The organism is Pseudomonas sp. MB-090624 (assembly GCF_003205245.1).
Classification (GTDB): Bacteria; Pseudomonadota; Gammaproteobacteria; order Pseudomonadales; family Pseudomonadaceae; genus Aquipseudomonas; species Aquipseudomonas juntendi.
Genome location: NZ_QJRK01000003.1, coordinates 129,735 through 150,008, shown reverse-complemented (window position 1 = coordinate 150,008; position 20,274 = coordinate 129,735). Strand labels below are relative to the sequence as shown.

Sequence of the window (20,274 nt, the reverse complement as noted above, 5' to 3'; positions counted from 1 at the left end):
CGTCCTCAGGCGCAGGTCTGGCGCAGGCTGGCTGGCGCGTTGCTGGCCTGCTTGCCCAGATGCTGGTAGAGCGACTGGCCGATCTCCGCCGCACGTGCCGGCAATACCGACAGCAGCGTGTCGCTGAGGCCGTGGGAGGCTTCGCAGAACCCTTGCAGGTAGACGTTGGCGCCGAACTCGGAGTGGGCCAGCGCGCGGTAGTCGCGGTCTACCTCGAAGTCCTTCAGGTGCTGCTGCAGGGGTGCCAGCAATTCGCGGTGCGAGCGGCGTTCGTAGCCGGTGGCGAGGATCACCGCGTCGTAGCGGTGGGTCTGGCGCACATCGGTGGCCAGGTCGCGCAAGGTCAGCTCGATGCCTGCGGCGGTTTCCACCACATCTTCGATGGTGCGGCGGCACAGCACGGCGTGGCGGTGCAGGTGCGCGACCTTCTGGCGGTAAAGGATGCCGTAGATGCGCTCGAGCAGGTCAACGTCGACTACCGAGTAGTTGGTGTTGTGGTATTCGCTGACCAGCTTCTCGCGCTCGGCGTGGGGCTGGTTGAACACCAGGTCGGTGTACTCGGGGGCGAAGATCTCGTTGACGAACGGGCTGTCGTCGGCCGGCTTGAGGGCCGAGGCGCGCAGGATCATGTCGACCTTGACCGATGGATAGCTGTCATTGAGATCGATGAAGGCCTCGGCGGCGCTCTGCCCGGAGCCGACCACGGCGATGCGCATCGGCTTGCCTTCGTTGCAAGGCAGCTGCTGCAGTGCGCTCAGGTACTGGGAGTGGTGGAATACCCGCGGGTCGTTCCTGAAGGCGCGGAAGGCGTCGGGGATCTTCGGCGTGCCGCCGCTGCCGACCACCACCGAGCGGGCACGGCGTTGGGTTTCACGGCCCTGCAGGTCGCGGGAGACGATGCGCAGGTGGTCGACCTTGCCCTCGCGCAGCTCAGGTTCGATGCGCAACACTTCCTCGCCGTACACCGCCTGGGTGGCAAAGTGCTCGGCGGCCCAGCGCAGGTAGTCGTTGTACTCCAGGCGGCAGGGGTAAAAGGTGCCCAGGTTGATGAAATCGGCCAGGCGCTGCTTCTGGTGCAGGTAGTTCACGAAGCTGTAGGGGCTGGTAGGGTTACGCAGCGAAACCAGGTCCTTGAGGAAGGAGATCTGCAACTCACTCTGGGTGGCCAGGGTGTTGCCGTGCCAGCGGTAGTCGGTCTGCTTGTCGATGAACAGGGCGTCGAGAGCATGGCCGTTGGTCTCGGCGAGCTCTTCCAGGGCGATGGCCAGGGCCAGGTTGGAAGGGCCGAAGCCGACGCCGATCAGGTCGTGGATTTTTTCGGGGGAAGAGGTCTGGCTCATGGTTGCGGTTCCTTGGATGGTCGAGTGGGGGCGCCGCTGAAGGGCGCCCCGTGTCCTGCGCAAGTACACCGATAGGAACGAGCCTGCTGGCGGAGAATTTACCGCCGCCTGGCGCTTTACAGCTCGCGGGCCACGCGGAATCCGATCCAGTCGCCACGGTCGTCGCGCACGGTGGTGTTGCGGTTGCCCGAGCGCGAGAAGATCGGTGCCTCGCCCCAGTCGTTGCCGCGGATCGAGATCTGCCGGCAGCCGGCTTCCTTCCAGGCGCTGCCGTCGGCCGGCGCGCCGACATAGCTGTCGTGGTAACAGTCGGCGACCCACTCGTAGACGTTGCCATGCATGTCGTACACACCGAAGGCATTGGCCGGGAAACTGCCCACCGGTGAGCTGTAGCTGAAGCCGTCCTTGGGGCCGTAGACGTTGGCGTTCTTGCTGATCTCGAGATTGGCATCCGGCTCGAACGGGAACATGCCGGTACTGCCGCCGCGTGCGGCGTATTCGCGCTGGGCTTCGCTGACCATGGCGTAGTGCTTGCCGGTTTTCTTCGACAGCCAGGCCACATAGTGCTCGATGTCTTGGTAGCTCATGCACACCGCCGGCTGGCGAGGGCCTTGCTGGTAGCTGGGCTTGCTATTGGTGCAGCGCCGCCCGGGGCGATCGTCGCCGTCGGCGATGACGATGCCGGTGGCCTTCTGGTAGGCGGCCCATTCAGCGGCAGTGATCTGGAAGCGGCTGATGGCGAACGGCTTGGCGAAGGTGACCGGGTGCTGCGGACCTTCGTCGTCCTGGCGGCCCATCTCGTCGGGCGGGGTGCCCATGGTAAAGGTACCGGCGGGCAGCACGACCATTTCCGGGCAGGCCTTGTCGCAGTCGCGGAACACTGTGCCGGGCTTGTCCGACGGCTGCGCGGCCAGGGCCGGCAGGCTGCAGGCGGCCAGCACGGCGGCCAGGGTGAGGCGGTGCAGGGGTGCGCTCATGGAAGATGCCTTGTTCAAAGTTGCTGGGTAATGAGGGACATGACCCGGTCTATCTGCTGCTCGTCGTTGAGCAGGCTTGGGGCCAGGCGGATCACCGGGCCGACGTCGCGGTCTACGGCGTCGCACATCACCTTGTTGGTGGTGAGGTGCGCGGCCACGGCGTCGGCGTCACGATCCTTGATGCGCAAGAAGGTGAAACCGGCGGAGAACTGTTCGCTGCGCGGGGTCACCAGCTGGATCTGGCGGTGCTCGAGCAGGCGCTGTTTGAGCAGGCTGTTGAGCTGGTGTATGCGCTGCTGCACCTCGGCCTTGCCCAGTTGCAGGTGCAGCTTGAAGGCCTCGCTTGTGGCCCAGCGGTGCTCGAAGGCGTGGTAGCCGCCCGGGGTCATGATGGTGGCGAAGTCCTCATCGCGGGAGAAGGTGGCGACGCTGGGCACCAGGTGCTGCATGCCGGTGGAGGCAGCGCAGATGATCCCGGTGCCGCGCGGGCCGAACATCCACTTGTGCGTACCGGCGATGAAGTAGTCGCAGTTGAAGTCGGCGAAGCGGGCGTTCTCCACGCCGAAGCCATGCACGCCGTCGACCACGTACAGGATGCGCTCGGCTTCGCTGCGCTCGCGGTTGTGCCGGCGCACCAGTTCACCGATCTCGCCCACCGGCAGCTTGACGCCGCTGCCAGAGTGCACCCAGGTCATGCCCAGCACCCGGGTGTTGGGCTTGATGGCCTTGTCGAGGGTGCTCAGTACTTGGTCGGTGGAGACCGTCCATGGGTCGTCGAACAGTCGGATCTGGCGCACCGCGGTGCCCTGGCGCTGGTTGCGGAACTCCAGCGCCTTCTGCGCGCAATAGTGTTCGTGCTCGGTAATCAGCACCTCCTGCCCGGCGCCGACTTTGAGGCCGCCATAGATCATCGCCAGGCCTTCGGTGGTGCTGCCGGTCAGGGCGATCTGGCGCGGGCCGACCTCCAGGTAGCGCGCGGCCCACTCGCGTACTTCATCTTCGCGCTGCCATTCGTACTGGCTTTCCCAATCCATCAGCGCAGCTGGGTTGCGATCCAGGTCGGCGCGGTGGCGGTCGATGGCTTCCTGTACCGGGCGCGGATGGGCGGTGACCAGGAAGTTGGCGAAATGCGCAATCTGCGGGTCGAGTGGAAACAGCTCGCGCAGGTTGCGCCACTTGTCGGGGCCGGCCAACGGCTTGGCGGGCTGGGCCAGGGCCTGGGGTAACAGTGGCAGGCTTGCGGCCAGCAGCCCGGCCTGTTTGAGGAAAGTGCGGCGGTTACTCATGGGTGTCGGCCTTGTTCAGCGATTGGCGACGGGGCGGGCAGCTTTCTGCACCTGTTCCCAGACGCGCAGGAAGTTGCCTGCCCAGAGCTTCGCGATGTCCGTTTCGCTGTAGCCTCGGGTCAGCAGTTCGGCGGTGACGTTGCGGATTTCGCTGACGTCATTCCAGCCGTCCAGGCCGCCGCCATCGTTGAAGTCAGAGCTGATGCCGACATGGTCGATGCCGACTTTCTTCACCGTATAGTCGATGGCGTCGACGTACTGCGCGAGGGTAGCCTTGGGTTCTTCTTCCAGCGTGCTGTACAGCGCGCTGGCGTATTCGCCGAAACGCGCTTCGGGCCAGATGGCGATCACCGCATCGCCCGGCATCAGCGCGTTGGCCAGGCCCTGCAGGGGTTGCAGGTCGAAGCGCGCGCGCAGGGCGTCGAGTTTTTCAATCACCGGCTTGCTCAGGGGCTTGAGGTATTGGCCGAAGCCGACCACCTGGATGACACCGCCGCTGTCCTTGATCAACTGCATCTCCTTGTCGGAGAGGTTGCGCGGGATGTCTACCAGCGCCCGGGGCGCGGAGTGCGAGGCCACCATGGGCGCGCGGCTAAGGCGGGCGACATCTTCAAGCGCCAGGGTGGACATCTGCGATACGTCGATGATCACGCCCAGATCGTTGAGGCGCTTGACCGCCTGCTCACCCAGCGGCGACAGGCCACCGAGGGCGTCGGCGGTGTCGTTGAAGAACGGCAGTGGGCGCGACGAGTCGGCCCAGTCGTTGTTGCCCGTGTAGCTGAAGCCGAACATGCGCACGCCGCGCGCAGCCCACAAGTCCAGCTGCGACAGGTCGTGGCCCAGTGGGTAGGCGTTGAGCATGCTGATGAAGATGGCGAACTTGCCTTCGCCATTGAGCCGGCGGAAGTCGTCGGGGGTGTAGGCGATGCCGACCTGGTTGGGGAAGTCACGGACCATCCCGCTGATGATCTTGTAGCGGGCTTCCTGTTCCTGCCGGGCGGCATCGACGAAACCGGGGGTAGGGCGGTGCGGGGCGTTTGGGCCGTTCCAGATTTCCGGCCAGCCGAAGATGGTCAGCGCCGCACCGGACAGGCGGCCCCGGTTGGCCTTGACCAGGTCGAACTGGCCCGGGCCGTCCTTGTCGATTTCCTGGCCGGCGCTGCCCAGTTCGAGGGGCACGGTGACATGGCTGTCGAACGACAGCATGTGCTCGTGCAGGTCGTTGGCCTGTTGCACGATTTTCAGCGGATAGCCGGCGTGCTGCTGTTGCCAGAAGAAATAGCCGGCGACACCCCCCAGGGCGGCCACCAGGGCCAGGGGTAGGCCAATGTAAAGGGCCTTGCGGGAACGGGTCTTGGTCATTGCCATCTCGTTGCACGGTTGATCGGGGCGGCCTGCCGACGCACAACGTGCTGCTTGGGCAGGGCTTGGGTATCAGGTGAACGAGCGACCGCCGGGCAAATTTATCGCCGGCTTCGAACCAGGCCAAGCCAGGCCTGGCATTAAATTTCGCCGAAGATGCAACGTTTTAGCCTTGGACGGGCCGTGCTCCACGGCCGCAATGAATGCTCAGGTAGTTGCAATGACGATTTCTCGACGCGGGTTCATCGCCGGTGTGGCATTGGCAGGCGTGGCGGTGCCCGGCGCGATGTATGCGCAGCATGTGCAGCGCCAGCGGTTCGACGAGCAGTTTCCGGAAACCCCCGGTGAGGCGGTGGTGGAACTGGCCGATGCGGCGCTGCAGCAATTGGGCGACACCTTGCGCGGGATCTGGCGTTTTACACTGCAAGGGAAAGATGCCGGGCTGCCCGGCCTGCCTGAGGGTGAACTGGAAATGTTTCTCGATGTCGCCCCAAGTGGCCGCGGCCTGCGTGGTTACCTGGACACGCCCGAGCGCCTGCGGGGTGCCGAGGCGCCGCGTTATCGGGTAGTCGGTGACCTGCTGACCGATGCGAACAGGACCTTGCGTTGGCGGCTGTTTTCTACCGCGCCGGGGGAAGGGCAGGCTGACTACCAATGCACGGTGGTACTCGACGAAGTCTGGGGTGAGTTCGGCAATGCCGGGCAGGCCACCCTGAACGGGCGCATCGCTGCGCTGGGGCGTTCGTTGACCCTACCCGTGCAGGACAACACTTTTGTTGCGCTCAAGCGCAGTTTCCCCGAGGCTCGCGAGCGCACGCCTCTGTCCCCGGCCTTGCTGGCCTGGCTGATTGCGCCGGAGCACCGCCTGTTCCACCAATTGTGGCATGCCTCGCGTGACAAGTGGCACAACCTCGACAAGGACAAGCAGGCGGCCCTGCGCGGCTTGGGCTGGCAGCCCGGGCCGCGCGACCGTGAGCGTGACGCCCGTGGCCGGCACAAGGATCGCAATGGCTCGGGCGAGGACTTTTTCTTCATGCACCGGCACATGCTGCGTGCTGCCCGGGTCATTCAGGACCTGCCGTCGTGGGCGCGGTTCCCGCTGCCGCAGCCAGAGCTCGAACGCGACCGGGTCGGCTTTGCCAACTATTTCGACAACCATGACGGTACGGCCTTGCCACCCACCTGGCTGGCTGCGGACGATGCGGCGTATACCCAGTGGGTGCGCGATATCAAGACGCCGGATACTTTCCACGGTAACTTCCAGGTCTGGGAGTCGAGGTACACCGACCCGCATTACCTGAGTACGCTCACCCTTGCGCAGTTCGGTTCGGAGATGGAACTGGGCCTGCACGATTGGTTGCACATGCGCTGGGCCTCGGTGCCGCGCGACCCGTCCAGCGGCTTGCCGGTGCCGTTCGCGCGCCAGCCGGAGGACTTTGCCGCACGCTGGTTCGAGGCGGAAAACGACTTCCTTGGCGACCCGTTTTCATCCCATGTAAACCCGGTGTTCTGGCACTTCCATGGCTGGATCGATGACCGCATAGAAGACTGGTTCCGCGCCCACGAGCGTGTGCATCCCGGCCAGGTGCGGCGCGCCGAGGTCAACGGTGTGCCGTGGTTCGCGCCTGGGCGCTGGGTAGAGGTATCCGACCCATGGCTGGGGCCCGATACCCATGGCTGTTCGACTGTGCCGGGGCTGCGGCCGGGGCGCAGTGTGGAGATGGACCCAGAGACCATGAAGCTGGCGCTGCGTATCATCTTCGCCGATGACGACCTGTTTGCCAGCTTGCGGCCGAAGGTGCCGCAGCGGCCCTGGTACGCACGCAACCTGAAACTGGCGAAGCGCTGACACCGCGCCCCACAGGGAATGCATCAGCGCTCGACCTGCCAGCCACCTCCCAGAGCCTTGTACAACGCCACGCTGCCCTGCAGCCGAGCCAGGTGCAGTTGCGCCTGCTGGTCCTGGGCAACATACAGCGTGCGCTGGGTTTCCAGCACCGTCAGCAGCGTTTCGGCGCCGGCGCTGTAGCGCTGCTGTGCCAGGGCGAAGGCGGTGCGTGCTTCCTGTACCTCCTGGTCCTGCCATTGCCGCTGGCGGTCTACGCCATGGATCGCATTGAGCGCTTTTTCCACGTCGGCGAAACCTGCCAGGATTGCGGCGCGGTAATCGTGCAGCAGCTCTTCCTGTTCGGCACTGGCCAGTTCGCGCTTGGCGCGCAGGCGGCCGTTGTTGAAGATGGGTGTGGCAATGCCGGCAGTGAGGGTATAGAAGGGGCTGTCGAGGATATCGGCGAAGGTCCGTGCCCCGCTACCCAGGTCTGCTCCCAGGGTCAGCTTGGGCAGCATGGCGGCCCTGGCCACTTGTACGTTGGCGCTGGCGGCGGCCAGCCGGGCCTCGGCGGCGGCAATGTCGGGGCGTCGGCCGAGCAGGTCGCTGGGCACCCCGCTGCCGATCGCCGGCCAGCGCAGGGTAGCGATCGATTCGTTGGTGTTCGGTAATGCCTGCACCGGATCACCGAGCAAGGTGGCAAGGGTTATCCGGTTGTTCTGCCATTGCTGCTCCAGCAGGGGTACCTGGCGCTCCTGGGCCGCCACCAGGCTGCGTTGCTGCGCCAGCTCCAGTCGCGTGGTCGAGCCAGAACGCTGGCGTGCCTCGACCAGGCCCAGCACGTCCCGGGCGTTTTTGAGGTTCAGCCGGGCGATGCGCAGCTGTTCCTGCAGCGCCAGGCCCTGCAGGTAGCTATCGGCGACGGCGCTGGTCAGCGTCAGCTCCACCGTCTGGCGATCGAAGCGGCTGGCGTCCAGGCCATGCAGGGCGCTGTCGCGGGCGGCGCGGATGCCGCCCCAGAAATCAACCTCGTAGCTGGCGCTCAAGCGCGTGCCGAATGAGGTGCTGGTGCGCTCGCTGCTGCTGGCGTCGAGTTGGTCGTTGCCGTCGCCGCGCAACAGGCGCTGGCGGCTGCCGTCCACTCCGAGCGTCAGCTCCGGCAGCCGCGCAGCGCCGGCGATCACAGCCAGCGCCTGGGCCTGGCGCACCCGAGCCGCGGCGGCGGCCAGGTCGTGGCTGTTGTGCCGGGCGCGTTCGACCAGGCGGTCCAGTTCGCCGCTGGAGAAGGCTTGCCACCAGTGAGCATCCGGCAGGGCCTGGCTGGAGGCGTCGGCTCGGGATTGCCAGGTTGGCGGCTCGGTAATGCCGGCCTCGGGGGCGGGCGGTGTGCTGCAGGCGGCCAGGGCCAGGCTGAGGGTCAACAGGCTGATGCGGCTTGGCAATGTCATGGGCTATACGCTGGTAAGGGCTTTGACCGGATCAAGGCGCGCAGCCTTGCGGGCCGGCATGAAACCGAACACCACGCCGGTGATGACGGCGCAGGTGAAGGCGCCGAGAATGGCGGGCAGGGCGAATGCCACGGCGATGTCGGCGAGCATCAGGCCGCCACCGATGCACAGTGCCAGCACGATACCCGTCACCCCGCCGACCATCGACAGCATCACCGCCTCGCTGAGGAACTGACGCAGGATATCGCGCTGGCGGGCGCCGGTGGCCATGCGGATTCCAATCTCGCGGGTACGTTCGCGCACGGTCATGAGCATGATGTTCATCACGCCGATACCGCCGACCAGCAGGGAAATGGCGGCGATGGCACCGAGCATCAGCGACAGGCTGTTCTGCGTGCGCGCCTCGGCCTGGATCAGCGCGGCGTCGTTGGTCAGTTCGAAGTCCTGCTTGTCCTGGTGGCGCTGGCGCATCAGGTGGGCGATTGCCCGCTCGGTTTCGCTCACCCGGCTCGAATCGGCTGCGGCGATGATCACGTATTCCGGGTCTTGCTTGCCGAACAGGCGTACGGACGCGGCGGAGTAGGGCACCACGATACGCTCGTCGCTGTCCTGGTCGCCGGAGCTGGCACCTTTGCCGGCGAGCAGTCCGACCACCTGGAAGGGCACGTTGCCGATCAGCAGGTACTGGCCCAGCGGATCGCTGCCAGGCTCCATGAGCTTGTCCCGGACCTTCTGGCCGATCACCGCCACGGCGGCGGCAGCCCGTTCGTCAGCTTCGGTGAAGAAGTTGCCTTCGACCACTGGCCAGTTGAGGATCTTGGAAAACTGGGTGTTATTGCCGCCGACATAGAACTGCTGGTTGTTGTTGCCGTGGCGCACGGTCAACTGGTCGCCGATCACCGGCATGATGCGCTGGACCTGGGGTAACTGGGCGATGGCGGCGACATCGTCCAGCGTGACGATGCCGGCCGGTTCGCGCAGCGTGGCGTGGCGGCCACTGAGGTAGAGGATGTTCGAGCCGAACGCAGCCATCTGGGCCATGACCTGGCGCTTGCTGCCTTCGCCGACAGCCAGCATCACTACCACCGAGGCCACGCCGATGACGATGCCGAGCAGGGTCAGGGCGGTGCGGAAGCGGTTGATCCACATGACCCGCCAGGCCGCTTGCAGGGCCTCGAGCAACTCGCCCTTCCAGGCCCCGCGCAAGGTGGCGCCGCGGTCCAGGCGCTGGCGCAGGTCGTCGGCCTGCAGGCCTGGGTGCGCCGCGTCGAGGGGCCGGTCGGCCGCCGAGTCGCTGATCACCAGACCGTCGCGAATTTCGATCACCCGTCGCGCCCGGGCCGCCACTTCACGGTCGTGGGTGATGAGGATGATCACATGGCCCTGGCTGGCCAGTTCGTCTAGCAGGGCCATGACTTCGGCGCCGCTGTGGCTGTCCAGGGCGCCGGTGGGTTCGTCGGCGAGGATGATGTGGCCGCCGTTCATCAAGGCGCGGGCGATCGACACCCGCTGCTGCTGGCCGCCAGACAACTGGTGCGGGCGGTTGCCCGTGCGGCTGGCCAGGCCGAGGCGTTCGAGCAGGGCCGAAGCGCGGGCATGGCGCTCGGCGGCCGGGGTACCGGCGTAAATGGCCGGCATCTCGACGTTTTCCTGGGCCGAGCCGGAGGGGATCAGGTGGTAGCCCTGGAATACGAAGCCGAAGGCTTCGCGCCGCAGCCAGGCCAGTTCGTCACTGTCCAGCTCGGCAACATCCTTGCCGGCGAAGCGGAAGCTGCCGGTGGTAGGGCGATCGAGGCAGCCAAGTATGTTCATCAGGGTCGACTTGCCCGAGCCGGAGGCACCGACGATGGCGACGAACTCGCCGGGGTGGATGCTCAGGCTGATGCCGCGTAGCACTTCCACCTTCGGCGAGTCGATGCCGCCGTAGTGCTTGCGGATGTCAGTGAGTTCGATCAAGGGCGCTGTCATTCAACCTCCGCTGGCGGCTGGGGCGCCGATGACCAGTTGCTCGCCTTCGGCAAGGCCGTCGAGTATCTGCACGCGCAAGCGATCGCTCAGGCCGGTGCGCACCCTGCGCTGTTCGATCTTGCCGTCGCGGGTGACCACCTGGGCCAGGCGCACGCCTTCGTCGCCGGCACCATCCAGGGCTGCCAGTGGCGCCGTGAGCACTTGGCTGGCCTGGCCGGCGACGAAGAACACCTGGGTGGTCATCTCGGCCATCAGGGCGCCATCGGGGTTTTCCACATCGAGCAGCACGGTGTATTGCACCACTTGGGCGCCGGTGGTGCCGGCGATGGCACTGGCGGGGCTGCCACCGCCCTGGCTGGCCTGGTCCAGCGGCTTGGGCGGGATCGGCAGGATCTGCCGCACGGTGCTGGTCCAGCGGCGCTTGCCGCCGGCCAGGGTGGTGAAGTAGGCGGTCATGCCGGGCTTGACCTTGCCGATGTCGGCTTCGGACACCTGCGCCCACACGGTCATTGGCGAGAGCTTGGCTATGCGCAGGATCAACGGGGTTTGTTGCTGGGCATTGAGGGTTTGCCCTTCGCGGGCATCGACTGCCACCACCGTGCCGTTCATCGGTGCGTAGATTCGGGTGTAGCCCAGCTCGGCTTCATCGCTGCGCAGGTTGGCCTGGGCCTGGCGGATTTGCGCCTGAAACATGTCGATGCGGGCCTGGGTGACCTTCAGCTGGGCGTCAGCCGTTTGCACGTCTTCGTCACGGGTGGCGCCGGCGGCGGCCAGGTCGCGCTGGCGCTTGAACTGTTGCTGGGCCAGTTGGTACTGCGCGCGCTGCTCTGCCAGCTGAGCCTTGAGGTTGTCGATCGAATAGCGCCCGGCATCCAGCCGGGCCTGCTGGGTGGAGGGGTCGATCTCGACCAGCAACTGGCCTTTGCGCACAGTGTCGCCGACCTCGACGTGCAGCTTGTGGATCTGCCCGGACGCCTGTGCGCCAACATCCACATAACGCCGTGGTTGCAGGGTACCCAGTGCTGTGACGCTGCTTTCGATATCGGCACGGGTGACCGCGACCGTGCTGACTGGCTGAGCCCCGAAGGGCAGGGCTTTCCAGGCCACCAGGCTGCCCAGGCCCAGCAGGCCCAGGCCTACGAGCAGGGCGCGACGGCGGGTGTTGGTTGAACGTGTCATGCAGGCTTCCAGCCAGGAGTGATGGCCACGCGCAGCCCGATTGCGGCGCGCACTGAGGTCCCAGATAGACGAAGGTCAGCCGGGCGGATTTAGCCTTTGTCTCGGGCAGGATCCTTTGTTGCTGAGAATAATTATAATTTGTAAGATCGCAACTTGATATCACTCGGTCCCGCGTTGGTGTCTGGAGGGGTTCCGGCAAAAACTGGCAGGGCGGTCTCAGGTAACGTCGTGGAACATTACTATCGCGAACTGGTGGGTTTCCTTTCCGCGCGCCTGGGCAATCGTCAGGCCGCCGAGGACGTGGCGCACGATGCTTATCTGCGGGTGCTGGAACGCACCCACGCCGAGCGCATCGAGCACCCGCGTGCCTTCCTTTATCGTACCGCGCTCAACCTGGTGGTCGACCGCCACCGCCGCCGCCGGGTGCGCCAGGCGGAGCCGCTGGAGGTGCTCGACAGCGACGAGCGCTGGCATACCCCGGCACCGGCGCACGACATGCAGCACGACCAGCGCCTGGCGCTGATGCAACGTGCGCTGGATGAGTTGAGCAAGGTCTGCCGCGAGTGCTTCCTGCTGCGCAAGCTCGAAGGCTTGTCTCATCAGCAAATCGCCGAGCACCTGGGCATCTCGCGCAGCCTGGTGGAAAAGCACATCGTCAACGCCATGAAGCATTGCCGGGTGCGCATGCGCGAGTGGGAGTGCTGATTGCCGGGCTCAAGGAAAATGCAAATTCTGTCAGTCAGTCACTTGATTTATGCGGTTTTCCCGACTTCTCTCAAAGAAGACCACTGCCAGGCAGGGCCCTGGCAATAGCCGTTAGCGGCGCAGTATGGTCGTGGAACGCCCCCATTACCTACTGCCCAGGTCCGACCATGGCAAACAAGACCCTGCGCATCCTCATCGCCGACGCCCACCCGTGCCAGCGCCTGCAGTTGGAGCGGTTGCTCAACGGCCTGGGCTATTACCGGATTGCCCCGGTGGAGAGCTTTGAAGAGCTGCAGCGCCTGGTGCAGTGCGCCTTGCAGCCCTTCAACCTGTTGCTGGGCAATATCGAGCTGGCCAGCCACGCTGGGGTCGACCTGGCGCGGTTCTGTCGCGTCAGCACGCAGATCCAGCACGCGCTGCTTTACCACTCCAGCCAGTTGAAAGTGCCCGCAGTGCCCGCGGCCGAGCGCCAGGCGGTAAGCTTGAGCCTGCCCCAGGCCCCCGATATCGAGGCACTGGAAACATTCATGGCGATCATCGACACCCCGGTGCTGGTCGGCCAGTTGCCGCTGCCGGATACCCTGGCCGGCAACAGAGCCAGGCCACGGCTGCGGGCCAATTTTGCGCACACGGTGTTCAACCGCTGACGGCGCATAGCGCAGGGCAACCGGGCAGGCATTTGTTATGCTCTTGCCCTTTGCCGATCTGCGGACCCTGCCATGACTGCCATCGATACCGCTCGCCCGCCCCGGTTCAGCCGCGGCGACCACCGGACCCTGGGCCTGGCGGCGCTGGGCGGCGCGCTGGAAATCTACGATTTCATCATTTTCGTGTTCTTCGCGCTGACCCTGAGCCAGCTGTTCTTCCCGCCGGAAATGCCGGAGTGGTTGCGCCTGCTGCAAAGCTTCGGGATTTTCGTCACCGGTTACCTGGCGCGGCCGCTGGGCGGCATCGTCATGGCTCACTTCGCCGACCACCTGGGCCGCAAGCGGGTGTTCAGCCTGAGCATTTTGATGATGGCGCTGCCGTGCCTGCTGATCGGGGTAATGCCGACCTATGCCGAGATTGGTTACGCCGCGCCGCTGATCTTGCTGGCGTTGCGCATATTGCAGGGGGCTGCGGTCGGCGGCGAGGTACCCAGTGCCTGGACATTCGTTGCCGAACACGCACCGCCGGGGCGGCGGGGGTATGCCCTGGGTTTCCTGCAGGCCGGGTTGACCTTTGGCTATTTGCTGGGAGCACTGACCGCGACGCTGTTGGCTCAGGCTTTCAGCGCCGAGGAAATTCTCGACTACGCCTGGCGTTACCCGTTCTTGCTCGGGGGCGTGTTTGGCGTGATCGGGGTGTGGTTGCGCCGTTGGCTGAGTGAAACGCCGGTATTTCTGGCCCTGCGCGAGCGCAAGGAGCAGCCGGTGAAATTCCCGTTGCGCCAGGTGCTGGGCGCGCATCGTGGGGCGTTGATTCCGGCTGCGCTGCTGACCTGCGTGCTGACCTCGGCGGTGGTGGTGCTGGTGGTGATTACGCCGACGGTCATGCAGCAGCGCTTCGGCATGTCCGCCGCGCACACGTTCGCGCTGAGCAGCGTAGGCATCGTCTTTCTCAACATCGGTTGTGTGCTTGCCGGCCTGCTGGTCGACCGCCTGGGCGCCTGGCGGGCGTTGATGATCTACAGCGCGCTGCTGCCGCTGGGCATCGCTGCGTTGTATGCGAGCCTGGTGGGGCAGTGGGGCATGACGTGGCTGGCTTACGCGTTGGCCGGGCTCTGCTGTGGGGTGGTGGGTGTGGTGCCGTCGGTCATGGTCGGGCTGTTTCCGGCACAGATCCGGGTATCGGGTATTTCCTTCACCTACAACGTGGCCTACGCCTTGTGGGCCAGCACTACGCCCCTGGCGTTGATAGCCTTGATGCCGTGGAGCCCATGGGTGTGCGTTGGCTTCTGTCTGGTCATGGGCGCGGTGGGGCTGCTGACTGCCCGCTGCTTTGGCCGCCGCGAACCTTCCGCGTTCGCGGCGGAGCCCATGCCGATCATGTGCGTCGACAAATGAACGAAAAAGCCCCCGGGCCGCGAGGCCAGGGGGCTTTTTCTTGCTGCAAGGGCGGGCTTACATGTTCGGGTAGTTCGGCCCGCCAGCGCCTTCAGGGGTGACCCAGGTGATGTTCTGGGCCGGGTCCTTGATGTCGCAGGTCTTGCAGTGCACGCAGTTCTGCGCGTTGATCTGGAAGCGCTTGTTGCCGTCTTCCTGGGTGACCACTTCGTACACGCCGGCCGGGCAGTAACGCTGGGCGGGCTCGTCGTACAGCGGCAGGTTGCTGGCGATCGGGATGCTCGGGTCGGTCAGCTTCAGGTGGCAGGGTTGTTCCTCTTCATGGTTGGTGCTGGAGAGGAATACCGAGCTGAGCTTGTCGAAGCTGAGCTTGCCGTCCGGTTTCGGGTAGTCGATTTTCTGCGAGTCGGCCGCCAGCTTCAGGCAGGCGTAGTCCGGCTTGGTGTCGTGCAGGGTAAACGGCAGCTTGCCGCCAAACCAGTTCTGGTCGACATAGTTGAAAGCCCCCCCCAGCAGCGGGCCGAACTTGTGCAGTGCCGGGCCGAAGTTGCGGCTGGCGAACAGCTCTTCGTACAGCCAGCTGGCCTTGAACGCGCTGACGTAGCCGTCGAGCAGGTCGCCACCTTCACGCCCGGCAGCCAGGGCGTCAGCCACTGCTTCGGCGGCCAGCATGCCGGACTTCATCGCGGTATGGCTGCCCTTGATCTTCGAGAAGTTCAGGGTGCCGAGGTCGCACCCGATCAGCGCGCCGCCGTTGAAGACCATCTTCGGCAGCGAATTCAGGCCGCCCTTGCAGATGGCGCGGGCGCCGTAACTGATACGCTTGCCACCTTCGAGGTATTGGCTCATCACCGGATGGTGCTTCAGGCGCTGGAATTCGTCGAAGGGCGACAGGTACGGGTTGGCATAGGACAGGTCGACGATCAGGCCGACTACCACCTGGTTGTTTTCCAGGTGGTAAAGGAACGAGCCACCGGTGTTGTCCTTGGCCATCACATCCAGCGGCCAGCCAGCGGTATGCACCACCAGGCCTTGCTCGTGCTTGGCTGGGTCGATTTCCCAGATTTCCTTCAGGCCGATGCCGTAGTGCTGCACGTCGGCTTCGCTGTCGAGGTTGAAGCGCTTGATCAGCTGCTTGCCGATATGGCCACGGCAGCCTTCGGCGAACAGGGTGTACTTGGCGCGCAGTTCCATGCCGGGGGTATACAGGCCGTCCTTTGGCTTGCCTTCGCGGTCGACACCCAGGTCGCCGGTGACAATGCCGCGGACCACGCCGTTTTCATCGAACAAGGCTTCCTGGGCGGCGAAGCCGGGGTAGATTTCCACGCCCAGGTTCTCGGCCTGCTGGGCCAGCCAGCGGCACAGGTTGCCCAGCGAAATGATGTAGTTGCCTTGGTTGTGCATGGTTTTGGGCACGAACAGGTCGGGCACTTTGGTCGAGCTGCCGGCGTCTTTGAGCACGTAGATATCGTCGCGCTTCACTTCGGTGTTCAGTGGCGCGCCCAGTGCCTTCCAGTCGGGGAACAACTCATTCAGCGCGCGGGGCTCGAACACCGCCCCGGAGAGGATGTGAGCACCGACTTCGGAGCCTTTTTCCACCACGCAGACGCTGATTTCGCTACCGGTTTCGGCGGCCTTCTGCTTCAGGCGGCAGGCGGCGGACAGGCCCGCCGGGCCGGCGCCGACGATGACCACGTCGAATTCCATGTATTCGCGTTCCACAGGTTCTCTCCTACTCATCAAGGCTCGTGCTGTTGCTGGGTCTTATGGGTGCATGCGCGCAGTGGCTCGTCACGGGAGCGAAACTGTAGCTGCGCAACTGACGGACTACACCGTTTTGTCTTGGCCGCGCATTATATCTACACCACTTGGCGGGTCCAATACAAACGTTTGTTTGAATTTGCCGCAGGCCAGTAAAATCACAGGAGTGCGGCTGGAGGGTGACCGATTTGCCGTATTGACCGGATTGGGTGTTACGGTCAAGATACGAGCGGTTTTACGTTCGCCGTAGGCTTGCAGCCGGGCGCAGGTACACCTCTAAAGACCAGGTGTGGAGCAGGGTTTTGCGGGCTTAGGCCGGTTTGTAGTGGAGTTTACACGCCACGACAGGAAATGACCCGTGAGTATTTGTCGCAATGGTCCGAACAAGACTGTTCGGTCACTGTGAAGATGCCGCTTCCCGGTACGTTTTTAGAGGTGCCCTTGTACCCACGCGCATCGCAGGGCTTTGCCCCAGGCGACTATCTATTCACCGGAGAGTAACGAGGAATCCATGAAGGTTCTTGTAGCTGTCAAACGAGTGGTCGACTACAACGTCAAGGTTCGCGTCAAAGCGGACAACTCCGGCGTCGACCTCGCTAACGTCAAGATGTCCATGAACCCCTTCTGCGAAATCGCCGTGGAAGAAGCCGTACGCCTGAAAGAGAAGGGCGTTGCCAGCGAGATCGTGGTCGTTTCGGTCGGCCCGACCACTGCCCAGGAACAACTGCGCACCGCCCTGGCCCTTGGCGCCGACCGCGCCATCCTGGTCGAAGCCGCTGATGAACTGAACTCCCTGGCCGTGGCCAAGGCGCTCAAGGCCGTTGTCGACAAGGAGCAGCCACAGCTGATCATCCTCGGCAAACAAGCCATCGACAGCGACAACAACCAGACCGGCCAGATGCTGGCTGCGCTGACCGGCTACGCCCAGGGCACCTTCGCCTCCAAGGTGGAAGTGGCTGGCGACAAGCTGAATGTCACCCGTGAAATCGACGGTGGCCTGCAGACGGTTGCCCTGAACCTGCCTGCGATCGTCACCACCGACCTGCGCCTGAACGAGCCACGCTACGCGTCGCTGCCGAACATCATGAAGGCCAAGAAAAAGCCGCTGGAAATCCTTGCGCCAGACGCGCTGGGCGTTTCCCTCGCCTCCACCAACAAAACCGTGAAAGTTGAAGCCCCGGCTGCCCGCAGCGCGGGTATCAAGGTCAAGTCGGTGGCCGAACTGGTCGAGAAGCTGAAGAACGAAGCGAAGGTAATCTAAATGACTATCCTGGTTGTCGCTGAATACGAAAACGGTGCCGTAGCCCCGGCCACCCTGAACACCGTTGCCGCTGCTGCCAAGATCGGTGGCGATGTGCATGTACTGGTCGCTGGCCAGAACATTGGTGGCGTTGCCGAATCCGCTGCCAAGATCGCTGGCGTGGCCAAGGTCCTGGTTGCCGATAACGCAGCTTATGCCCACGTGCTGCCTGAGAACGTGGCGCCGCTGATCGTCGAGCTGGCCAAGGGTTACAGCCACGTGCTGGCCCCGGCCACCACCAATGGCAAGAACGTCCTGCCGCGGGTTGCTGCGCTGCTGGACGTCGACCAGATCTCCGAGATCATCTCGGTCGAGTCCGCCGACACCTTCAAGCGCCCGATCTACGCCGGTAACGCCATTGCCACCGTGCAATCGAGCGCGGCCATCAAGGTGATCACCGTGCGTACCACCGGCTTTGACGCCGTGGCCGCCGAAGGCGGTTCGGCTGCCATCGAGGCGGTCGGTGCCGCGCACGATGCCGGTATCTCGGCGTTCGTTGGCGAAGAGTTGGCCAAGTCCGACCGCCCAGAGTTGACCGCCGCCAAAATCGTCGTTTCCGGCGGCCGTGGCATGGGTAACGGTGACAACTTCAGCCACCTGTACAGCCTGGCCGACAAGCTCGGTGCTGCTGTGGGTGCCTCGCGCGCCGCCGTCGACGCCGGCTTCGTGCCCAACGACATGCAGGTCGGCCAGACCGGCAAGATCGTCGCGCCGCAGCTGTACATCGCCGTGGGCATTTCCGGTGCGATCCAGCACCTGGCCGGCATGAAGGACTCCAAGGTGATCGTTGCGATCAACAAGGACGAAGAAGCGCCGATCTTCCAGGTGGCTGACTACGGGCTGGTCGCGGACCTGTTCGAAGCGGTGCCAGAGCTGGAAAAGCTGGTCTGATCCGCCTGCTTCACATATAAAGAACCCGGCCCCGTTACAGGGGCCGGGTTTTTTTATGGCCGGTTACGGGCCAATCGCGATACAAGGAGTGAGCAATGGTGCTGCGTAAAGCAGGCAGGGTGCTGGCATGCATGGCGGTCTTGGTTGCGCCACCGGCCATGGCGGCAGGCAAGTGCGAACGCCTGGTAGCAACCGGCAGCCCTGATGCGCCGCCCTATTCGTGGCAGGACCCGAAAGACCCGCAGCACCTGATCGGTGCCAACGTCGACCTGCTGCGTCAGGTGGCTGGCGAGCTGGGGGTGAAGGTGGAGGTGCTCAGTGCCGGGCGTCGCGAACAGGCACTGCAAGAGGTTCGCAGCGGCCGCATGGACCTGCTGATCGACACGCCGATGCAGGTGGAGCAACTGACTGCGCTGGACTATATCCACCCCCCGTTGCAGTTGAACGAGTACCTGGTGTGGACGCGGCACGATGCGCAACTGACCTTCGATGGCCCGGCCGACCTGGCCCGCTACCAGGGTAGTCTGTCCGAGCGGGCGCGCCTGACGCCGGCCTTTACTGCGTTCGCCAAGGCGCAACTGAAGCTGGTGCCTGCGCAGAATCTTACTCAAGCGTTCCAGAAACTGGTGCTCGGCCAGGTGGATTACGTGCTGGCTGGCCGTTATGCCGGTATGGCCATGGCCCAGAGCCTGGGCATGAGCAATGACCTGATTGCGCGGGGTTTGCCGGTCGACCGCCCAGGCTTGTACTTGGCGCTGTCGCACAATTCCGCGTGCAATGACAGTTGGTTGCGTGGGCAATTGGCGAAAAAACTGACAGAATTGCCGATCTCCGGTGCATCCGAAACGGTACTGCAACGCAATGTCGAGCGCTGGAAAGCGCAGTTGCAGGTGCCGGCGGACGCCCCCAAACACTAGGAAGATTGCGTGAGAACCCAACCACTGATCCTTGCCCTGGCCGTGCTCGGCCTGGCGGGCTGCGCCAATGACCCGGCCCCTAACGAGCAGATGCGTATTTCCGAACAGGCGCTGGAGCAGGCCAGGGCCGTCGGTGCAACCGACCAGGTCGAATCGCTGAAACTGGCCGAAGACAAGCTGGCGCGGGCCAGGACCAACATGCTGACCGAAGACTACCGCGATGCGCGCATGCGCGCCGAGCAGGCGGAACTGGACGCGCGTTTTGCCGAGGCCCAGGTGCTGAACCAGAAAAGTGAAGAGCAGTTGCAGTTGTTGCAGTCGCGGGTGCAGCGCCTGCGCAAGCAGCTGGAGGTGCAGCCATGAACCGTCACGCACCCTTCGCCGTACTGGCAGTGCTGGCCCTGGCGGCAGGCCTGCAGGGTTGCGCCAGCCAGCGTAGCAGCGCGGCGCTTGAGCAAGCCAGCGCCGCCTTCCAGAAGGTCAAGGACGATTCCGACGTGTTGCGCAGCGCGCCGCGTGACGTGATTCGCGCAGGCGAGTCGCTGGCGCGCGCCGAGCGCTTGTCCAGCTACATCGGCACCGGCTCCGATGTGCGCCATTACGCTTACCTCAGCCAGCGCTACAGCGAAATTGCCGGTGAGCATGCCAAGCTGGCGCTGAACCAGGAGCGCCAGGTCAAGCTGGACCTGGAGCGCCAGCGTTTGCAGCTGGCTTTGCGCGAGGCCAAGCTGGCCAGCGTTCAGCAGCAAGGCAAATGGGTCGAGGCGCAAATTGCCGCGCTGGCCTCGGAGCAAGCCGACCGCGGCCTGGTGATGACCTTGGGTGACGTGCTGTTCGACACCGGCAGTGCCAACCTGAAAAACACCGCCAGCCGAACCGTGCTCAAGCTGGTGCAGTTCCTGCAGCTCAACCCACACCGCGTGGTACGCATCGAGGGCTATACCGACAGCACGGGCACGCCTGAAGAAAACCTCAAGCTGTCGCACGACCGGGCTCAGTCCGTTGCCGACATGTTGGTGGACCTTGGTGTCGACGAAAAGCGCCTGCAGGTTGAAGGCTACGGCGACCAGTACCCGATCGAGGCCAATGCCTCGGAGCGGGGCAGGGCGCAGAACCGCCGGGTCGAGATTGTGTTTTCCGACGACAAGGGCAGGCTCGCGCCGGCGCGTTGAACGAGTGTGTTCGGCTCGGTGCGGTCGGCGCCGATCAGATCGCGCGCCGCCCGCGCGGCGCTGGATCTCACAGGCGCTGAAGATGCAGTGGCGGC

The 20,274-nt window shown here is 64.6% G+C and carries 17 protein-coding genes; 9 read left to right on the top strand and 8 right to left on the bottom strand.

All coding sequences use genetic code 11. The features are described from left to right. Positions 1 to 5: 5 nt before the first annotated feature. The 4 genes from DMX12_RS02910 to pvdM form a co-directional block, all read right to left on the bottom strand. Positions 6 to 1,340, bottom strand: a complete 1,335-nt coding sequence (locus tag DMX12_RS02910) for a lysine N(6)-hydroxylase/L-ornithine N(5)-oxygenase family protein (RefSeq protein WP_054913100.1) — start codon at positions 1,338 to 1,340, stop codon at positions 6 to 8. Positions 1,341 to 1,456: 116 nt separating this feature from the next. Continuing rightward, positions 1,457 to 2,317 carry a formylglycine-generating enzyme family protein gene (locus DMX12_RS02905; RefSeq protein ID WP_110676157.1) on the bottom strand — a complete coding sequence of 287 codons (861 nt, stop codon included), beginning with the start codon at positions 2,315 to 2,317 and terminating at the stop codon, positions 1,457 to 1,459. 14 nt (positions 2,318 to 2,331) lie between these two features. Further along, on the bottom strand, positions 2,332 to 3,603 hold the full coding sequence (locus DMX12_RS02900) for an aminotransferase class V-fold PLP-dependent enzyme (RefSeq protein WP_054904863.1): 1,272 nt from the start codon (positions 3,601 to 3,603) through the stop codon (positions 2,332 to 2,334). A gap of 15 nt (positions 3,604 to 3,618) precedes the next feature. Continuing rightward, complete coding sequence (gene pvdM / locus DMX12_RS02895) at positions 3,619 to 4,965, bottom strand: pyoverdine-tailoring dipeptidase-like protein PvdM (RefSeq protein ID WP_054904864.1); 1,347 nt, start codon at positions 4,963 to 4,965, stop codon at positions 3,619 to 3,621. 220 nt (positions 4,966 to 5,185) lie between these two features. On the opposite strand from pvdM, the gene DMX12_RS02890 reads away from it, so the two are divergent. Continuing rightward, complete coding sequence (locus tag DMX12_RS02890; RefSeq protein ID WP_110676155.1) at positions 5,186 to 6,814, top strand: twin-arginine translocation signal domain-containing protein; 1,629 nt, start codon at positions 5,186 to 5,188, stop codon at positions 6,812 to 6,814. Positions 6,815 to 6,837: 23 nt separating this feature from the next. On the opposite strand, the gene DMX12_RS02885 is transcribed toward DMX12_RS02890, so the two are convergent. Genes DMX12_RS02885 through DMX12_RS02875 form a run of 3 tightly spaced genes read right to left on the bottom strand, consistent with a single transcriptional unit; the run spans position 6,838 to position 11,388 of the window. Continuing rightward, positions 6,838 to 8,241 (bottom strand): efflux transporter outer membrane subunit, encoded by a 1,404-nt coding sequence (locus DMX12_RS02885; protein ID WP_110676153.1) that lies wholly within the window; start codon positions 8,239 to 8,241, stop codon positions 6,838 to 6,840. Positions 8,242 to 8,244: 3 nt separating this feature from the next. After that, entirely contained in the window at positions 8,245 to 10,209 is a 1,965-nt protein-coding gene (locus DMX12_RS02880; protein WP_110676151.1) for a MacB family efflux pump subunit, read from the bottom strand. Beyond that, entirely contained in the window at positions 10,210 to 11,388 is a 1,179-nt protein-coding gene (locus tag DMX12_RS02875) for an efflux RND transporter periplasmic adaptor subunit (RefSeq protein ID WP_110676149.1), read from the bottom strand. Between the two features lie 228 nt (positions 11,389 to 11,616). On the opposite strand from DMX12_RS02875, the gene DMX12_RS02870 reads away from it, so the two are divergent. The 3 genes from DMX12_RS02870 to DMX12_RS02860 all read left to right on the top strand — a co-directional run bounded on the left by DMX12_RS02870 (position 11,617) and on the right by DMX12_RS02860 (position 14,138). Continuing rightward, positions 11,617 to 12,093, top strand: coding sequence for a sigma-70 family RNA polymerase sigma factor (locus DMX12_RS02870; protein WP_110676147.1), 477 nt, complete (start codon positions 11,617 to 11,619; stop codon positions 12,091 to 12,093). Between the two features lie 167 nt (positions 12,094 to 12,260). Beyond that, entirely contained in the window at positions 12,261 to 12,740 is a 480-nt protein-coding gene (locus DMX12_RS02865; protein ID WP_110676145.1) for a histidine kinase, read from the top strand. Positions 12,741 to 12,812: 72 nt separating this feature from the next. Next, a complete protein-coding gene (locus DMX12_RS02860; protein ID WP_110676143.1) occupies positions 12,813 to 14,138 on the top strand; it encodes an MFS transporter in 1,326 nt (441 codons plus the stop codon). 57 nt (positions 14,139 to 14,195) lie between these two features. Here DMX12_RS02860 and DMX12_RS02855 read toward each other — a convergent pair whose 3' ends face one another. Beyond that, the gene (locus DMX12_RS02855; protein ID WP_080709229.1) at positions 14,196 to 15,878 is read right to left on the bottom strand and encodes an electron transfer flavoprotein-ubiquinone oxidoreductase; all 1,683 of its coding nucleotides are present in this window, start codon (positions 15,876 to 15,878) and stop codon (positions 14,196 to 14,198) included. A gap of 532 nt (positions 15,879 to 16,410) precedes the next feature. Between DMX12_RS02855 and DMX12_RS02850 the strand changes: the two genes are divergently transcribed. The 5 genes from DMX12_RS02850 (at position 16,411) to DMX12_RS02830 (ending at position 20,179) form a co-directional block, all read left to right on the top strand. Continuing rightward, positions 16,411 to 17,160 (top strand): electron transfer flavoprotein subunit beta/FixA family protein, encoded by a 750-nt coding sequence (locus tag DMX12_RS02850; protein WP_110676141.1) that lies wholly within the window; start codon positions 16,411 to 16,413, stop codon positions 17,158 to 17,160. After that, entirely contained in the window at positions 17,161 to 18,090 is a 930-nt protein-coding gene (locus DMX12_RS02845) for an electron transfer flavoprotein subunit alpha/FixB family protein (RefSeq protein WP_054904872.1), read from the top strand. Between the two features lie 95 nt (positions 18,091 to 18,185). Next, entirely contained in the window at positions 18,186 to 19,007 is an 822-nt protein-coding gene (locus DMX12_RS02840) for an ABC transporter substrate-binding protein (protein WP_110676139.1), read from the top strand. 9 nt (positions 19,008 to 19,016) lie between these two features. Continuing rightward, positions 19,017 to 19,370 carry a DUF4398 domain-containing protein gene (locus DMX12_RS02835; RefSeq protein WP_029886528.1) on the top strand — a complete coding sequence of 118 codons (354 nt, stop codon included), beginning with the start codon at positions 19,017 to 19,019 and terminating at the stop codon, positions 19,368 to 19,370. Then, positions 19,367 to 20,179 carry an OmpA family protein gene (locus tag DMX12_RS02830; protein ID WP_110676137.1) on the top strand — a complete coding sequence of 271 codons (813 nt, stop codon included), beginning with the start codon at positions 19,367 to 19,369 and terminating at the stop codon, positions 20,177 to 20,179. The genes DMX12_RS02835 and DMX12_RS02830 overlap by 4 nt, the downstream gene beginning before the upstream one ends. Positions 20,180 to 20,274: the final 95 nt, after the last annotated feature.

Coding starts and splice junctions, on each gene's coding strand:
- DMX12_RS02910 (WP_054913100.1), bottom strand. CDS start 1,340: ATGAGCCAGACCTCTTCCCCCGAAAAAATCCACGACCTGATCGGCGTC.
- DMX12_RS02905 (WP_110676157.1), bottom strand. CDS start 2,317: ATGAGCGCACCCCTGCACCGCCTCACCCTGGCCGCCGTGCTGGCCGCC.
- DMX12_RS02900 (WP_054904863.1), bottom strand. CDS start 3,603: ATGAGTAACCGCCGCACTTTCCTCAAACAGGCCGGGCTGCTGGCCGCA.
- pvdM (WP_054904864.1), bottom strand. CDS start 4,965: ATGACCAAGACCCGTTCCCGCAAGGCCCTTTACATTGGCCTACCCCTG.
- DMX12_RS02890 (WP_110676155.1), top strand. CDS start 5,186: ATGACGATTTCTCGACGCGGGTTCATCGCCGGTGTGGCATTGGCAGGC.
- DMX12_RS02885 (WP_110676153.1), bottom strand. CDS start 8,241: ATGACATTGCCAAGCCGCATCAGCCTGTTGACCCTCAGCCTGGCCCTG.
- DMX12_RS02880 (WP_110676151.1), bottom strand. CDS start 10,209: ATGACAGCGCCCTTGATCGAACTCACTGACATCCGCAAGCACTACGGC.
- DMX12_RS02875 (WP_110676149.1), bottom strand. CDS start 11,388: ATGACACGTTCAACCAACACCCGCCGTCGCGCCCTGCTCGTAGGCCTG.
- DMX12_RS02865 (WP_110676145.1), top strand. CDS start 12,261: ATGGCAAACAAGACCCTGCGCATCCTCATCGCCGACGCCCACCCGTGC.
- DMX12_RS02860 (WP_110676143.1), top strand. CDS start 12,813: ATGACTGCCATCGATACCGCTCGCCCGCCCCGGTTCAGCCGCGGCGAC.
- DMX12_RS02855 (WP_080709229.1), bottom strand. CDS start 15,878: ATGAGTAGGAGAGAACCTGTGGAACGCGAATACATGGAATTCGACGTG.
- DMX12_RS02850 (WP_110676141.1), top strand. CDS start 16,411: ATGAAGGTTCTTGTAGCTGTCAAACGAGTGGTCGACTACAACGTCAAG.
- DMX12_RS02845 (WP_054904872.1), top strand. CDS start 17,161: ATGACTATCCTGGTTGTCGCTGAATACGAAAACGGTGCCGTAGCCCCG.
- DMX12_RS02840 (WP_110676139.1), top strand. CDS start 18,186: ATGGTGCTGCGTAAAGCAGGCAGGGTGCTGGCATGCATGGCGGTCTTG.
- DMX12_RS02830 (WP_110676137.1), top strand. CDS start 19,367: ATGAACCGTCACGCACCCTTCGCCGTACTGGCAGTGCTGGCCCTGGCG.